We start from the raw sequence: 17,518 nt of genomic DNA, 5'->3' as shown, positions 1-17,518 counted from the left end.
AGGTCTCAAAATTCAAGTTTTACGGTGGTAATATTATTGTCAAATCTTATAGGGATCACCAGCTTGCCGTTATGCATGAAATTCTTACTTGTAAACCTTAATGTATTAACCCAAACTACATTCACGGGGCGCTCAAGATTCTCAATAATCAATTCTATCAATTGAACTTCATTCGTGACATTACTGCCTTTTTCTTTTTCTATTTTTAAGTCAAGGGAATTGCCATTAAACGCACTTTCAAAATTTATTTTTTCATAGGCTCCTTTTTCAAAAGCTTCGGGCGTGGTCCCATCATCATGATATAAATACCCCGCACTTTTCTTTTTTTCGGGGTCATAATGATAATGAACCTCAACTACTTCTCCTTTATAATCCCTTGTTGTTTGAACGGGTTTTGCCATTGGAATAAAAGCACCGCCCCTAACAAATGTGGGAATATGATCTTCTTTTAAGGTGATGGTTTGGGTGGTGCCACCTTTATATTTTTTTCCTGAATAAAAATCAAACCAGTTATCTTTCCCGGGGAAATAAACCTGTTTCTCTAAAAGGGAATCAGCCATTACTGCTGAAACAAGAAAATCCTTACCCCATAAATAGGTATCTGTTACCTCAAAGAGGTCTCCATTCTCAGGTTCTTCAAAAAACAATGGTCTCATAAGGGGAATTCCGGACTGGTTATTTTCCCAGGCGAGATTATAATTATAAGGCAAAAGCCGGTAACGTAACTCGATTGCTTTTTTCGCCAACCTTTTTGTTTGAGGTTCCCTGAAAACGGGTTCAGAAGGTACTGCCTCCTGGGCGTGTGGCCTGTATAGAGGCTGAAAAACTCCGTACTGTAACCAACGGGCATATAATTTATCGTCAAGGTTATCTCCCGCAAAACCGCCCAGGTCTGAATGCATATAGGCAAGCCCCTGTAGTCCCATTTGCAGGGAAATTTCAGGCTGAGATTGTAATCCACCCCAACTGCGGTTCACATCTCCGCTCCAGGGGATCAACCCGAAACGCTGGGACCCCGCGGCTCCTGCCCGCATAAGGATGAAAGGTCGTTGCGCCGGAAAATCCTGCTCATAACCTTCATAGATCATTTTTGCCCAGGAATGCCCGTAAATATTGTGCATTTCATTGGCCGAACCGGTGACGTGCTGTAAATTTGCCGGGTGAACTTCCGGTTCTCCCAGGTCTCCCCACCACCCGGAAATTCCCATTTCGCTAAGGTCTTTATAAATATCCCAGAACCAATCCCGGGCTTCCGGTTTGAAGATATCTACCAACCCGGTATTCCCAAAGTAAAAGTCATAGGTAAAAGGTTTCCCCTTTTTATCTGTGGCAAGAACCTCTTTCTTTACAGCATCTTCCCAGCGATTGGAAGTAGTAAGGATGAAAGGCTCTGTTACCAGAATGGTTTTCACTCCCTGATCTTCTAAACGGGAGATCATCTTTTTAGGATCTGGAAACGAATCCCGTTCAAATTCCAAATTTCCCATGGTACCCATCATTTCCTTTCCAAACCAAAATAAATCAAGGATCACGGCATCTACGGGAATGTTCTCCTCTTTAAATTTCTGAATAGTTTCAAGCACTTCTTTTTGAGAATGATAACCAAAGCGGCTGGAGAAATTACCAAGAGCCCAACGAGGGGGCATAGGCTGTCTTCCGGTAAGCAGGGTATAATTTCCAACCATAGTTTCCCAGGTTTCCCCTACAATAAGCTGGTATGTTTTCCTGCCACTTATGGTTTCATAGGTTAAGGTATTGTTCTTTGAACTATCCAGATCAAGAAAACCAATTGGTGCATTATCAAAATGCAGCATATATTTTTCAGAAGAAATTACAATTGGCAGGGAATAATTAAGCAATTCTGCTCTATCCTCATAGCCATAATGCGCCTTGTTATAAAGTTCCAGCCTATTTCCCCTTCGGTTCATCCCCAAAGCCCTGGCCCCGCCTCCAAATAACATTTCCTTATCTTCCAGATTGAAATTCAGTTTTTGATGTTCTTTCCCTTTTAAAAAACCTTCTTTTTCAGAGATCACCATTTCATCCTTATAATAATAGGCCACCTGGAATGGTTTTTTAATTATGGAAATATCAATTCCTTCAGTATCTATTTTTAAGGTATTATCATCCTCTTCAATCCCCTGCATTACTTTGGCAGGGGATAAAACCACAGCATGGGATTTTTTATTAAAATTTTCGCCCGTTGGGATAAAGGAGGTTTCTACGATCTGGGGAGTGTAATAAACAATTCTATAATCGCCATCACTGGTTTTAACAAAAACAGTATCCCCGCTTACCTGATGCCCGGAATACTTCCTGTCCTGATTTTGAGACAATCCTAATAATGGGATCAGAAAAAACAGCAGCAGGGAACTTAATCTTTTTACTCCCGGAAATTTTTTAGGGTTTGTCTTCAAAATTTATCAGTTTAGTTCAATTACCATAGGGGATTTTCCCTCGATTTTTAGCGTTGATTTCAGGTCAATTTGGCGATTTGAAAGTATTTCCTTTCCGCCCTTGAAACCATTCAAACCTTCAGCATACCGCCTTAGGTCAAGTTCCTGTGCTTCCGGGTTATTATTAAGGACAACCATTACCCGGTCTTTGTCATTATACCTGAAATATACATAAACATTATCTTCAGGGAGATACTGCAGGAGTTTTCCAAAATGCAACACCTCTTTATTCTTTCTATAGTTAAGCAAAGTCTTGGTGAATGAATGATAGGATTCCTGTAATTCATCCCGCCCTGCACTTGAGAAAGCATTATTTGTATCTCCTTCCCAACCGCCTGGAAAATCCCTTCTTATATCTCCGTCTCCCTTATCTTTTTCCCCTCTCATTCCAATTTCATCCCCGTAATACAATTGGGGTATTCCACGAGTGGTTAATACCAGCGTGATTGCCAGTTGATATTTATTAAGGTCATTGTCATAGATCTCATTGATCCTGCCGGTGTCATGATTTCCTGCAAAAACCAGGATATTGTCAATATCGGCATATAAAAAGTCATTTACAAAATTTTCATAGGCTTTGATCATTCCCTTGTCCCAGGTTGCTAATTCTTCATCAAAGATCACCATTAAAGCATTGTGCAAGGTGAAATCCATTACCGAGGGTAAATAGGAATTAAAACTTTGAATGGCACCAATTGGACTGTCTTTTTGCCAGTAAGATATTTGCGCCTGGTCATGCATCCAAACCTCTCCAACAATATTAAAATTTGGATACTCATCCATAATGGATTTTGTCCATTTGGCAATCCCCTCTTTATCATTATAGGAATAGGTATCTACTCTAAAACCATCCAGATCTGCATACTCTATCCACCAGATCGCATTTTGGGTAAGATAGTTCAAAACCAGCGGATTTCTTTGATTAAGGTCCGGCATTGACTTTACAAACCACCCATCTACACAATACATGAGATCACGTTGGGCAACATTGGGATCGTACTGGGTGGTCATTCTGTAATTTGAATTTTCATAGCCGGGGAACTGGTTTATCCAGTCATATGCAGGCAGGTCTTTGATCATCCAGTGCTCGGCACCCCAATGGTTGGTGACATAATCCATCACCAGCTTCATATCTCTTTTGTGCATTTCAGCCGCCAGTCTTTTATAATCCTCATTGGTGCCATATCGCGGATCAATTCTATACACATCGCTTTGGGCATAGGTATGGTAAGAATACCGGGGATCATTATCCTCCAGCATAGGAGTATTCCATATAGCCGTTACTCCCAGGTCATTTAAATAATCCAGATTATCAATGATCCCCTGTATATCTCCCCCGTGTCTCCCCCCGGGATATTCCCTGTTGGGCTTTTCGGTTACAGATGGGTGGGCATCATTCCCGGGATCACCGTTGGCAAACCTGTCAGGCATTATTAAGTACATTACATCACTCGCATCAAAACCCTTGCGCAAGGCAGAATTTTCCCGGCGATCTTTTAATTCATAATTATGGCTGAACGCAATTTTCCCGTTCCGTTTAAAATCTATCTTATAATCCCCTGTAGGAAGGCCTTCGGTTTTAAGGTTTACGAAAACATAGTTAGGATTTTCAGTTTTAATAATACCGGTAACGGTAACACTTTTATCTACAACAATATCATATTGAGCAATGTTCTTCCCGTAAAACATAATCTGAAGCTCAGGATTGTTCATCCCGCTCCACCAGAATGGAGGTTCCGTTTTTTGAATTTGGGCCTGTACCAAACTCCCCCAAAGCATTAGAAATAAAAATAATTTTAATTTCATAATTGCGCGTATTTATATTTTCCAGGATCCTGGAAATGGCAGGATCCTGGAAAATTATTTATATTACTTATCCCAGTAAAGCGGACCCGTTCTTAGACCGCAAGCGGCGTATTAAGGCCTATAGTTTCTTTTTTTCCATTCACCAGAATGTCCAGAGAATCTGTACCCTCCAGATAAAAACTAGTCTTGCCCGCCGTAACTTCTACTTTGATGATCTGGTTACGGAAGTTTACTTTAAAGGAATATGCATTCCATTGTTCAGGGATTCTCGGGGTAAAACTTAACTGGTCATTTACAATCCTCATTCCGCCGAAACCTTCTACAATGCTCATCCATGTACCCGCCATACTGGTAATATGGCAACCTTCTTCCACCTCGTTATTATAATCATCAAGATCCAGTCTCGATGTACGCAGGTAAAATTCATAAGCCTGTTCCATACGGTCCAGTTTTGCGGCCTGTATACTATGTACACAAGGAGAAAGGGAAGATTCATGTACCGTTAGCGGCTCATAAAATTTAAAATGCTTTTCCAGTTCTTCTATACTGAAATTATCTTCAAAAAAATAAAATCCCTGTAAAACATCTGCCTGCTTAATATAGCAGGAACGCAGGATCCTGTCCCAACTCCATTTTTGATTGATTGGGCGTTGTGACTTTTCCAATTTTGAAACCGGAATAATTTCCTTGTCAAGGAAGTTATCCTGTTGCAGGTACACTTCATACTCTTCTGAAAAAGGGAAATACATATTATCTGCCACTTCTTTCATCGCGAGGAGTTCAGCATCTGTTAAACTGGTGAGCCCGGCGATTCGATCAAAATCTTCCTTATGCCCGTCCTTCACTTTTTCTACCATTGAAACGCAATATTCCAGGCACCACTGCGCGATGTAGTTGGTGTACCAGTTATTATTTACGTTATTTTCATATTCATTTGGCCCGGTAACCCCAAGGATCACATATTTGTTTTTGGGAGTACTAAAGTTCGCCCGTTGTTGCCAAAATCTTGCTACTGCAATAATAACTTCCAGACCCTTTTCCGGTATGTAATCAAAATCTCCCGTAAAACGCACGTAATTATAGATGGCAAAAACTATGGCCCCATTCCGGTGAATTTCTTCAAAGGTGATCTCCCATTCATTATGGCTTTCTTCCCCGTTCATGGTTACCATAGGATACAAAGCTGCACCATTTTTAAAGCCTAACTTTCCGGCATTTTCAATTGCTTTTTCCAGGTGGTTATAGCGATAGGTCAATAAATTTCTGGCGACCTGCTGGTCCTTGGTGGCCATGTAGAAAGGAATACAATATGCTTCGGTATCCCAATAGGTACTGCCACCATACTTTTCTCCCGTAAACCCTTTCGGTCCAATATTAAGTCGTTCATCCTTCCCGGAATATGTTTGGTTGAGCTGAAAGATATTGAATCTAATTCCCTGCTGGGCTTTGATATCTCCATCTATTGAAATATCTGCCATTTCCCATATTCTGGCCCATGCCTCTTTTTGCATGTTCAGCAAAGCTTCAAAGCCATGATCCATACCTTTTGCCAGTACGGCTTTCGCCGCATCAACCAGGTCATTTCTCTCATGGTTCATATCTGTCACATAACCTGCAAACTTCTGCAAGCTTAAAGTTTGTCCCTTTTCAACCTTTTGACTGTAAGAGAAAGTGACTTTATCCTGAAGAATTTCCTCTTCAAATTGTGCATTCAACTCCTTATTATTCAGCAATACCTTTGATTGCATAAAGGTACAGGCATGGAATTCGGTTTTAAGGGTTTTGGCGGTTATAAAAGCCTGGTCTCCTTCGGTTTTTACCTTAAGAGTTTGCCAGAATTTTTCTTCCCAGTTAGCATCGGTATTTGTAATACTACTGTCCAGGTAAGGTCTTAAGGTAATCTCGGCTGCTTCCGTTAAAAGTTCTACGGAATAATCTATTGCCCCAAGCTCATCAATTTCCATTGATAAAAATCTGGTAGCTACTATCCTGATTTTTTCATCATTAGGCAGCGTGGCGATAAAGCTTCTTTGATACCACCCTTCCTTCATATTAAGTTCCCTGCGAAAATCTTCAATATTTTTACAGGTGTGCAGGTCAAAAATTTCCCCGTTTACCAATACTTCAATTCCAATCCAGTTAGGAGCATTAAGCACCTTGGCAAAATACTCCGGATAACCATTCTTCCACCAGCCCACTTTTGTTTTATCGGGATAATAAACTCCCGCAATATAACTGCCCTGAAAGGTCTCCCCACTGTAATTCTCTTCAAAATTGGCCCTTTGGCCCATTGCTCCATTTCCTATGCTGAATAAACTTTCAGAAGATTTAACACGTCCTCCTTCAAAACCTTCTTCAATTATGGACCAGTTGTCTGGTTTTATATAATCCTGATTCATACTATTGTGTCAATAATTTTTTTAAAAAATTCATTTCTATTTCTTCAAAATTGGCAAATACATAATCGGCTTCATGTAGTACCTCTTTACTGCCAATTCCAATACTTATCATTCCTGCAATATTTGCTGCCTGGACTCCTGCCTGGGAGTCTTCAAAAACAATACAATTAACTGGCTCAATACCAAGTTTTTCTGCGGCAATTAAAAAAACTTCTGGATCCGGCTTTGCTTTCTCCACATCATTACCATCTACAACTGCCGTAAACTTTTGATGAAGCCCCGTTTTTTCCAGGATAGATCTGGCATTTTTACTGGCAGATCCCAAAGCAATTGGGATATTATTTTCAGTAAAAAAATTCAAAACGTCCTGCACACCGGGCAGAATATCTTTTTGGGTCATTGTGGAAATATAGGACAGGTAATTGTCATTTTTAAGGGCCATTTGCTCCATAAAATTATCCTGTGATAGTTTTACATTTCCCCAATCCAGGATCTTTTCTAAAGATCTCACCCGGCTTACACCCTTTAATTCTTCATTTTGCTCTTCTGTAATATCAAACCCAAGGTCATTGGCCAGCTTTCGCCAAGCGAGGTAGTGAAATTTTGCCGTGTCAACTATTACACCGTCAAGATCAAATATTATCCCTTTATTTTTGTACACTTATATCCAGTTTTATATTTGTTTTTACACGCAGGGTTAGAAGCCCTGAGAGTATCATTGCAAACCCACCTATGATCAATGCATAAATAGGTTCATTATTAAAAAATTCCTTCACTAAAAATCCTAGTATTGTTGCTGCTACAATTTGGGGTATCACAATAAAGAAATTAAACACCCCCATATAATATCCCATTTTTGCTGAAGGCAAAGCTCCTGAAAGCATGGCATACGGGATAGATAAGATACTTGCCCAGGCAATACCAACTCCAACCATGGCCATGATAAGACCAATTTTATCTGAAATAAAATAAATAGAAAGCAAACCAAGCCCCCCGGCAATAAGAGCGAGCATATGTGTAAATTTATTACTGGTTCTCCTGGCAAGTACCGGTAAAAGGAACGCCACCGCGGCCGCAACCCCGTTATACACCCCGAACATTATTGTCACCCAGTCTGCAGCATCATTATAAAGGACAGATGTGGGATCTGTAGTACCAAAAACGTGGCCGGTAACTGCCTGGGTAGTATAGATCCACATGGAGAAAAGCGCGAACCAGGAAAAAAACTGTACCCAGGCAAGTTGTTTCATAGTTGCGGGCATATTTAGCATATCTGTCATTATAATGGTAAAACCATTCCTTACATCTTTGCTTCGCAATTGTGAAACGATCATGAAAAGGAGACCAATAATTACAAGTCCAACAAAAAGGATGTATAATTCCTTGGTTAACTCGTTATAATAAATCACGGTAGAAACCACAAGACCGGTTATGGTCATGATAAGGCCGGACATGAACTGGTTTCTTATATTGGCTTTTTTATTTGTTACCTCAACCCTTGCAGGACTTACCTCAAGCCTGGCTTTTTCAAAAGCGGCGAGTTGTAAAGGGGAATACTCTCTGGATTTCACTACTGTCCATAGTACTGCCAGGAAGAAAACTACACCCCCCACATAAAACGACCATTTTACTGAGTCTGGGATTATTCCTTCAGGTGCTGTATTGCTCAACCCTATCCAATTGGTAAATACCCAGGGCAAGGCAGAACCAACTACGGCCCCTGTACCTATAAAAAAACTTTGCATTGAAAACCCGAGCGTGCGCTGCCGTTCGGGTAGATTATCTCCAACAAAAGCCCTGAACGGCTCCATGGAAATATTAATTGAAGCATCCATGATCCACAGCGTTCCTGCTGCTACCCATAAAGTGGGAGAATTTGGCATTATAAAAAGCGCGAGGGAAGAAAGGATGGCTCCTATTAGAAAATATGGTCTTCTTCTACCCAGCCTGGTCCAGGTACGATCGCTAAAATAACCTATTATAGGTTGTACGACCAGACCGGTAACAGGTGCAGCAATCCATAAAATGGGAATGTCTTCGACATTTGCTCCAAGGGTCTCAAAAATTCGGGAGGTGTTTGCATTTTGTAAGGCAAAACCAAATTGTATACCAAGGAATCCGAAACTCATGTTCCAGATCTCCCAAAAACTAAGGTTACGTTTTTGCATATCGCGAGTTAATTTACTTACTCCGACAAGCGCTAAGACTCGTCAAAACATATTAACGGAAGGGAAAATATCAGTTTTGACTATTATTTTATGGTGGTAAAGATATATAATTTTTTAATTGTTTTTAATTAAATCAGCGTTTTGTAGAATTGCGTTCAATAAGGCTGGTCTCTACGATTATTGTTTCATAAGGCTCCTCTTCCCCTTCATCATTCTCCAGTTTTTTGATTAATAACCTCGCTGCCTGGGCCCCCATTTCGGCTCCATGCTGGCTTACTGTGGTTAAACTTGGAATGAATTGTTTGGACAATTCTCCATTGGTAAAACCTACCACCGAAACATCCTGCGGAACCCTAAGACCATTCTCATGAAAAGCCTTAATGGCATAAATAGCGAAGTGTTCATTTACCGCAAAAACCCCGTCTATATCTTTCCCAGATAAAAATTTTCTTATTTCTTCCTCGCTGTGGTCAAAATCCTCCACTTTAAGAATAAGGTCATCATTGATCTTCATATTATTATGAACCAGTGCCTCGTGATAACCTTGGGTACGCAATTTTCCCACACTCACATAATCTACGGTGGTAATAAGGGCAATGTTCTTACATTTTATATCTATTAAATGCTGCACCGCCTCGCGTGCACCAATTGTATCGTCAATTATTACTTTATCACATTCTATTTCATCAATTACCCTGTCAAACATCACCAAAGGCATCCCCTGGTTGATCACTTCCAGCAAATGGTGATAATCTCCCCTTTGCTGGGTTTCTTTGGCTACGCTTAAAATAAATCCGTCTGTACTTCCATTGGCAAGCATTTCCATGTTGATCACCTCTTTGTCAAAGGAATTATTGGACATACAAATTATAACATTATAACCCCGCTTATTAGCAACCTGTTCTATACCGCTTATAACGGTCGTAAAAAAATGGTGTACAATTTCCGGTATGATAACCCCTATTGTCTTGGTCTTTTTATTCTTCAGGCTCAGGGCTATATTATTGGGCTTATAATTATAGAGTTTTGCAAATGCTTTTATCTTTTGCCTGGTATCTTCGCTTATCTCTACACTATCTCTTAATGCCTTGGAAACGGTAGATACAGAAACATCTAATTCTTTGGCTATTTGTTTTAAAGTTAATTTCTTCTTCATGCTTGAATATCAAAGTTTAGGGCAAATTCTATTGATTTTGTAAAATTATCACAATTTACCCCCATATCGGCAAATTATAAAAGTTTTCAACACGAAAACGTTTGCGCTACTGTTTTCGGTGGAACCGGCCAAAAGAGCACCCAAATTTTACATACTTTTAACATCCGGAAGTGAGAATATACAGTTAATATTTAGTTAAACTAATCAAATTCATCTATGAAAAAATTATTTAAAAGCACGTTGATGATGCTGCTAATGCTGCCAATGAGCTTTTTTGCCCAACAAACCGTTAGCGGGACCGTGACCGAGAGTGCTACCGGCCTTCCCGTCCCGGGGGTCAATATTCTGGTAAAAGGAACCACCAATGGCACTACCACCGATTTTGATGGTAATTATACAGTTTCAAATATAAACCAAGGCGATGTTTTGGTTTTTTCATTTTTAGGTTTTTCCTCCCGCGAAATTACTTTTGCAGGCCAAACAAATTTAAATGTCCAGCTCGATGAAAGCGACGCCGCTCTTGAGGAGGTTGTTTTAATTGGATATGGGGCTACAACCCGTCAGGATGCAACCGGAGCAGTAGAAAAAATAAGCCCGGCACAATTTAACAGAGGTGCGGTGGTTTCCCCGGAAACCCTTATTGCAGGTAAATCTGCAGGGGTAAGAATTACTCCAAGCAGCGAACCGGGTGGAGGATCTGAGATCAGGATTCGTGGAGGATCTTCGCTTTCCGGTAACAACTCCCCTCTTATAGTAGTTGATGGAATTCCTCTTGACCAAAGAGGTGTACAGGGTGTGAGAAACCAGCTGAACGCAATTAACCCAGATGAGATCGAAGATTTCGTAATCCTGAAAGATGCAGCGGCCACTTCCATTTATGGGTCAAGAGCTTCGAACGGGGTTATCCTTATCACTACTAAAAAAGGAAGCCTGGAATCTGATTTCGCAATGGATTATGATATAAAAGTGGCATTCGGCCAGATCACAGATAAAGTGGATGTTCTTAATGCTGCACAATTCAGGGATATTGTTACCAATGCGCCGGGTACCAACCCCGCTCTTTTAGGAAATGCAGATACCGACTGGCAGGACCAGATTTACAGAACATCTTTGGGAGCTATTCACAACGTAACTGTATCTGAAGGTTTTGATAGCTTTACATATAGAGTGAATTTAAACCGAACAGATCAACAAGGGGTTTTAAAAACAGACCTTTATGAAAGAACAGCTATAAATGCTACTTTAACTCAGGATCTTTTTGATAAAAATTTGAAAATCACCTTAAATGCGAAGGGGATCCTGGATCAAAACCATTTTGCAGATCAGGGAGCAATAGGTGCAGCGGTTTCTTTTGACCCTACACAACCTGTTTATGACCCTACCAGCCCGTTTGGTGGTTATTTCGAATTTCGCGGTGGTTCAGATCCTGACCCTTTGAGAACCGAGTTTAGACAAGCTACAAGGAACCCACTAGCGCTTTTGGAGCAAAGGGAAAATAACTCTACCAATAAAAGGACAATTTCAAATTTAAACCTTGATTACCGTTTCCATTTTCTTCCTGAATTAAGGTTCAACTTAAATGCAGGTATAGATTATTCTGAACTTGATGGGTTTGAGACCAGGCCTTTAACATCGGCCGTTGTGGGTGATGATATAGCCTATGAAAATTATTACACGGGAATTAACCGAAACAGCCTTCTTGATTTTTACTTTAACTACAAGAGTGCCATAGAAGCTATTGACACAAAACTGGATCTTACAGCAGGACATTCTTACCAGGAATTCTATATAGGAGACCGTCAACGCTTTACCCAATCCAATGAATTTCAAAACACCTTTAATATCAATAGAAATGCCCTTGAATCTTATTTTGCAAGAGCAAGTTTTGATATTTCAAACAGGTATTTGATCTCTGCGAGCTACCGTCGTGATGGTTCTTCAAGATTTTCGAAAGAAAACAGGTGGAGTAATTTCCCCTCTGTCTCTGTAGGTTGGAAATTGATGAATGAGCCTTTCCTTCAGAATTCTACTTTCTTCTCAGATCTTAAACTACGTGCAGGTTACGGGGTAACAGGAAACCAGGAAATTGGAGGGAATTATGGTTATTTGGGTATCTATACCCCAAGCCGTGGAAGAGCTGATGTTCAATTTGGTTATAACTCAAATGGATCTCCAAGATTTGTAAATACATTAAGACCTGAGGAATTTGATGCTAACCTTAAATGGGAAGAACTTCAAACTTATAACGCAGGTCTTGATTTTGGATTTTTCAATGGCCGTTTATCAGGAAGTGTAGATGGATATTACCGCAGAACCGAGGATCTTTTGGCTACGGTACCTGTTCCTGCTGGAGCAAACCTTTCAGATCTTTTAACTACCAACGTGGGTGAAACGGTAAGCCGTGGTATAGAGGTTGGACTAAATGGAATTTTAGTTTCTACAGATGATTTCAACTGGAATGTAAATTATAATATCACTTTCCAGGATCTTGAGATTACAAGACTATCACTTGGAGAGGATCCTAATTTCTTTATTCCACAGGGAGGAATTTCAGGAGGTGTTGGTAACAACATCCAGATCTGGAAAGAAGGATATGATCCTTCCACCTTCTTTGTTTACCGCCAGGTTTATAACGAACAGGGCCAACCAATTGAAGGAGCTTATGTTGATGTGAACGGAGACAATCAAATCACAGAGGCAGATAAACAAGCCTATAAAAAAGGAACACCAGATTATTTTATGGGATTCACCAATTCCATAAGCTACAAAAACCTTGATTTTAGTTTTACCTTCAGAGGAAACTTTGGAAATTATGTGTACAATAACACGCAGTCCAGCAACGGATTTGTGGGTGCAGGTACGGTAACTCCTCAGGATTACTATTCAAACCTTAACGCCAATGTATTGCAAACCAATTTCCAACAAAACCAGTTCTTCTCAGATTATTATGTAAGAAGAGCAGATTTTGTGAGACTGGATAACGTGTCCCTTTCTTATCTTATTCCGGGAGATGCTGTAAATGTAAGAGCGAGTTTAACGGGAACCAATTTGTTAACCATCACAGATTACGTTGGTTTAGATCCGGAAATCAGCAATGGGATTGATAACAATTTCTATCCAAGGACCCGCAATGTGGTGGTAGGACTTAACTTCTCCTTTTAGAACTTATGAACGTATTAAATAACAATATTATGTATAAAAAATTCAGACCTATTCTTTTCGTCTTTATCAGTTTCATGATGTTTACATCATGCCAGGACGAATTGGACCTTGCTCCGGAAGATGAAAGGCAAACATCTGCTGCTGTTTTTAGCAACCCGGCATCCTATGAACAGTTTCTTGCCAAACTTTATGCGGGCATCGCCTTAAGCGGCCAGCAAGGACCCGCCGGCCAACCAGATCTTGCCGGTCTTGATGAAGGATTTTCAAATTACCTGAGACTTTATTTCTCGATGCAGGAACTTACCACAGATGAGGCCGTAATTGGATGGAACGATGGCACAATTGCCAACCTTCACGCTCAAACCTGGACATCTGGTAATGAATTCATAAGAACCATGTACAGCCGTATTATGTACCAGGTAGCCTTGACCAATGAGTTTCTAAGACAAACTTCAGATGAAGCCCTTTCAGATAGAGGTGTTGATGGGCAACTGCGAACAGATATTCAGAATTACCGTGCTGAAGCCCGCTTCTTAAGAGCATTAAGCTACTGGCACGCACTGGATCTATTTGGCAACCCTCCGTTTATTACAGAAAATGACCCAATTGGGGCTTTCCTACCTCAACAAACAGACAGTCAATCTCTTTTCGCGTTTATAGAATCTGAACTAAAGGCAATAGAAAATCAAATTCTTCCTCCAAGACATACTTATGGAAGAGCAGATCAGGCTGCAGTTTGGATGTTGCTTTCAAAACTTTACCTGAACGCTGAAACGTATACAGGAACTCCACGATACGCAGATGTAATAACCTATACGACCAAAGTTATTGAGGCAGGTTATGAAATCCCGGATGTACCCTACCAGAATCTTTTTCTTGCAGATAATGACCGGAATGGAGCGCAAAAAGAGATAATTTTTCCAATAACTTTTGATGCTTTAAACACCCAGTCATATGGGGGTATGACATTTATAATTCATGCCTCAGTAGGTGGTACTATGGTGCCCCGGGATTTTGGAATAGACGGTGGTTGGGCAGGTTTAAGAACAACTCAGCAGTTTGTTGACAAGTTCCCTGGTGGAGCTGATAGTGATGATACCCGTGCCCTTTTTCATTCAGATGGACAAACCAAAGAAGTCCTAAGTATCGGTAACTTTAATCACGGCTATGCTGTGGCAAAATACAAGAATGTAAATGTAAATGGAAACAGAGGTGATTATCCGGCTGGATTTGTGGATACAGATTTTCCAATGTTTAGACTTGCAGATGCCTATTTGATGTATGCTGAAGTGGTTGCGAGAAACCAGGGAGGAGATGTTTCTAAAGCTGTAGGTTATATTAACGAACTAAGGGAGCGCGCTTATGGAAACCCAAGCCAGAATATTAGCGCAGGAGACCTTACCCCAACATTTATTCTTAATGAAAGAGCAAGAGAATTGTACTGGGAAGCACACCGAAGAACAGATCTTATACGTTTCAACCAGTTTACTGAAAATGGTATCTGGGCTTTCAAAGGTGGCGTACCACAGGGTAGCACTACTCCTTCTTATAGAAATTTAATGCCTATCCCAGCGTCAGATCTTGGGGTAAACACAAACTTAACTCAAAACCCAGGTTATTAATACTAAAAAAATTAAAATGAAAAAACTTTCTATCTTATTATTTGCCTTTGTTGCTCTTACCGGACTTAACTCCTGTACCAGCGATGATGATGTGGTGTTCATTGCACAACCGGATCCTGAAGGTATAAGCTTTATTAACAGCTTTAATGCTAATTATGTTTTAACAGCTGCTACCGCAACCAATGTGGCCGAGCGTTTTGTATGGAATACTGTAGATTTTGATGTGCCTACCAATATTACCTATCAATTACAGGGATCAACTGACGCCAATTTTGGCAGTTTTGATGTCCTTGGAGCTACCGGGGAGAATAATCTTGCGGTAACTGTTAGACAATTAATGACCCTTGCTGAAGATGCAGGATTGGATAGTGACCCAAATACTGATGCTCCCAATAGCGGAATGCTTTATTTTAGAGTTCGCGCTTTTGCCGGAACCGATGGTGGTAATGGCCTTAGTGAAACATCTGAAGTGAAATCTATTACTGTGGTGTTACCAGAAACAGGAGAAGAGGAAGAAGTGTTTAAAAACCTATTCCTTGTTGGAAGTGCAACTGCTACCGGGTGGGATAATTCAGCCACTAGTAATAACTATCCATTATTTAGAGATGCAGCAGATCCTAATATTTACCATTATACAGGTAAATTAACCGGGGGTGCAGATATGTTTTGGAAACTTGTTGAAGTAAAGGGTCAATGGGCTCCCCAATATGGTGGAGAAAATGGCAACCTGCTATACAGAGCAACGGAAGGCGATACAGATCCTCCGGCTATTGCGGTAAGCGCTACAGGTTATTATACCATAACGGTGAACTTAGATGAAATGACCTACACTGTTGTTCCATATGATGCGAGTGGGTCTACAACCTATGCTACAATTGGAATAATTGGTGATTCCACTCCAAATGGATGGGATGCAGATCAGGATATGACGAAGTCTGAGTTCGATCCGCATATCTGGTACATTAAAGGAATAGAACTAAATGACGGTGAAATGAAATTCCGTGCAGATAACGATTGGGCGGTAAGCTGGGGTGGTAATACCGCGATGAGCGGCCTTGCAACAAGTGATAATGGTCCAAATATTCCTGTATCTGGGGGAACTTATGATATTTGGTTCAACGACCTTACCGGTAGATACATATTTATCAAATTATAGATTTTAAATAATTTTTTAGAGCTGCCCGGGAGGATCAATTGGTAAACCAATACATTTCCCGGGCAGCTTTTTTTAATAAATAAACGAGTATGAAAAGAAGAATAATATTAATGGGATGGGTAATGTCCATGATGATAGGATTTAATTCCTGTTCCAGCGACAATGACCCAATAGACAATACAGATGATAATCCCGGCCAGGTACCTACAACCCCTACCGAGCCCGGCGCGTTAAACCTTGAAAATTATAAGAATGGCACAGGGGTAATGATGCAAACATTCTATTGGGATGTGGAGCCCCGGCATGAATGGTGGAAGATTATCAACGGGAAAGTTGAAGGATGGGCAAATGCGGGAATAGACCGTTTATGGCTTCCAGTAGCCACCAAAGGACAGTCCGGTGGCTACTCTATGGGATATGACCCTTCAGATTATTTTGATTTTGGCGAATTCAATCAACATGGCACTGTTGCTACGCGTTTTGGAACCCGGGATGAGCTGGTTACTTTAATTGCGAATGCCCATGCCAATGACCTGGAGGTGATCGCAGATATAGTAATAAACCACAACTCTGGTGGAGGCCTTGAGTGGAACCCCTACCGCAATAAAAACACCTATACGCTTTTTGACGGAACCCATGGAAATGCATCGGGAATGTTCAACAGGAATTATGAGAATTTTTATCCCAACAGCACCAGCGATTATGATCATGGCAGCTTATTTTATGCCGAACAAAACCTCGATCACAATCAGGAATATGTAAAGAACTGGTTATGGAAATCAGATAATTCTGTAGCAAAATACTACCAGGATGTAATGGGCTTTGATGGCTGGAGATTTGATTATGTTCAGGGGTTTGAACCATGGGTAATCAAAGAATGGATGGATGAAGTTGGCGGATTTGCAGTGGGAGAAAATTGGGATGGCAATGCTAACAACCTTAGAAACTGGGTAGCCGCTGCAGGAATTCCGGCCTTTGACTTTTCCGCTTTCTACAAAATGGAAGAAGCCTTTGACCGCCATAATGACCTTACCTATTTGGGAAAAGATATGTTACGAAAAACCCATCCTGAAATGGCCGTAACTTTTGTTGCAAACCATGATTCAGAAAAAGATTCGAATGCAGATAACCGGATAGCTGCCGAAAATAAATTGAAGGCCTATGCTTATATTTTAACCCATGACGGTTATCCTACCATATTTTATTCAGATTATGAAAATGCTGCATTTCAGGATGATTTGAAAAAGCTTATTCTTCTGCATAATACTCTTGCGACAGGCGATGTGGAAATACTTTACAATGACAATGATGAATATGTAATGAGAAGAAAAGGAACTTCTACCAATCCCGGTTTAATACTATACATCAACACAAGTTCCAATACCAAGCGACGTACAATTAACTCCCATTGGACAAATACCACGCTTATGGACTACAGTGGAAAAACCACCTATAAACCTACCACCGGGGCAGATGGCAGTGTGAGTATAGAAGCACCTGCGGGGTCTTACAGTATCTGGTCAATAACTAATTGATCTTGAATTATAGCTAAAATAAACTGCCGGGAAATCCCGGCAGTTTTTGTTTATTGGC

10 protein-coding genes are annotated in these 17,518 nt (G+C 40.5%); 4 read left to right on the top strand and 6 right to left on the bottom strand.

Going from position 1 to position 17,518, the window contains the following annotated elements:
* Positions 1–5: 5 nt before the first annotated feature.
* The 6 genes from FK178_RS01305 to FK178_RS01280 form a co-directional block, all read right to left on the bottom strand.
* On the bottom strand, positions 6–2,417 hold the full coding sequence (locus FK178_RS01305; protein ID WP_240793871.1) for a glycoside hydrolase family 31 protein: 2,412 nt from the start codon (positions 2,415–2,417) through the stop codon (positions 6–8).
* A 6-nt stretch (positions 2,418–2,423) separates the two neighbouring features.
* On the bottom strand, positions 2,424–4,262 hold the full coding sequence (locus FK178_RS01300) for a glycoside hydrolase family 13 protein (RefSeq protein ID WP_146830247.1): 1,839 nt from the start codon (positions 4,260–4,262) through the stop codon (positions 2,424–2,426).
* Between the two features lie 92 nt (positions 4,263–4,354).
* Complete coding sequence (locus FK178_RS01295; protein ID WP_146830245.1) at positions 4,355–6,661, bottom strand: glycoside hydrolase family 65 protein; 2,307 nt, start codon at positions 6,659–6,661, stop codon at positions 4,355–4,357.
* A gap of 1 nt (position 6,662) precedes the next feature.
* Positions 6,663–7,322: a beta-phosphoglucomutase gene (gene pgmB / locus FK178_RS01290; protein ID WP_146830243.1), complete on the bottom strand. Its 660-nt coding sequence runs from the start codon at positions 7,320–7,322 to the stop codon at positions 6,663–6,665.
* Complete coding sequence (locus FK178_RS01285; RefSeq protein WP_146830241.1) at positions 7,309–8,829, bottom strand: MFS transporter; 1,521 nt, start codon at positions 8,827–8,829, stop codon at positions 7,309–7,311. Before FK178_RS01285 ends, pgmB begins: the two co-directional genes overlap by 14 nt.
* Positions 8,830–8,962: 133 nt before the next feature.
* Complete coding sequence (locus tag FK178_RS01280; RefSeq protein ID WP_146830239.1) at positions 8,963–9,985, bottom strand: LacI family DNA-binding transcriptional regulator; 1,023 nt, start codon at positions 9,983–9,985, stop codon at positions 8,963–8,965.
* 216 nt (positions 9,986–10,201) lie between these two features.
* Here FK178_RS01280 and FK178_RS01275 point away from each other — a divergent pair, with 216 nt between their 5' ends.
* From FK178_RS01275 to FK178_RS01260, 4 genes are all read left to right on the top strand, one after another.
* Positions 10,202–13,147 (top strand): SusC/RagA family TonB-linked outer membrane protein, encoded by a 2,946-nt coding sequence (locus FK178_RS01275; protein ID WP_146830238.1) that lies wholly within the window; start codon positions 10,202–10,204, stop codon positions 13,145–13,147.
* A gap of 29 nt (positions 13,148–13,176) precedes the next feature.
* Positions 13,177–14,769, top strand: coding sequence for a RagB/SusD family nutrient uptake outer membrane protein (locus tag FK178_RS01270; RefSeq protein ID WP_146830236.1), 1,593 nt, complete (start codon positions 13,177–13,179; stop codon positions 14,767–14,769).
* A gap of 16 nt (positions 14,770–14,785) precedes the next feature.
* Positions 14,786–15,925 carry a SusF/SusE family outer membrane protein gene (locus FK178_RS01265; RefSeq protein ID WP_146830234.1) on the top strand — a complete coding sequence of 380 codons (1,140 nt, stop codon included), beginning with the start codon at positions 14,786–14,788 and terminating at the stop codon, positions 15,923–15,925.
* Between the two features lie 89 nt (positions 15,926–16,014).
* Positions 16,015–17,460, top strand: coding sequence for an alpha-amylase (locus tag FK178_RS01260; RefSeq protein WP_146830232.1), 1,446 nt, complete (start codon positions 16,015–16,017; stop codon positions 17,458–17,460).
* Positions 17,461–17,518: the final 58 nt, after the last annotated feature.

The sequence above is a fragment of the Antarcticibacterium arcticum genome (assembly GCF_007993795.1).
In the GTDB taxonomy this organism is placed as follows: domain Bacteria; phylum Bacteroidota; class Bacteroidia; order Flavobacteriales; family Flavobacteriaceae; genus Gillisia; species Gillisia arctica.
Note: the sequence above shows the minus strand (reverse complement) of the source record. Positions and strands in the feature narration are given on the sequence as shown.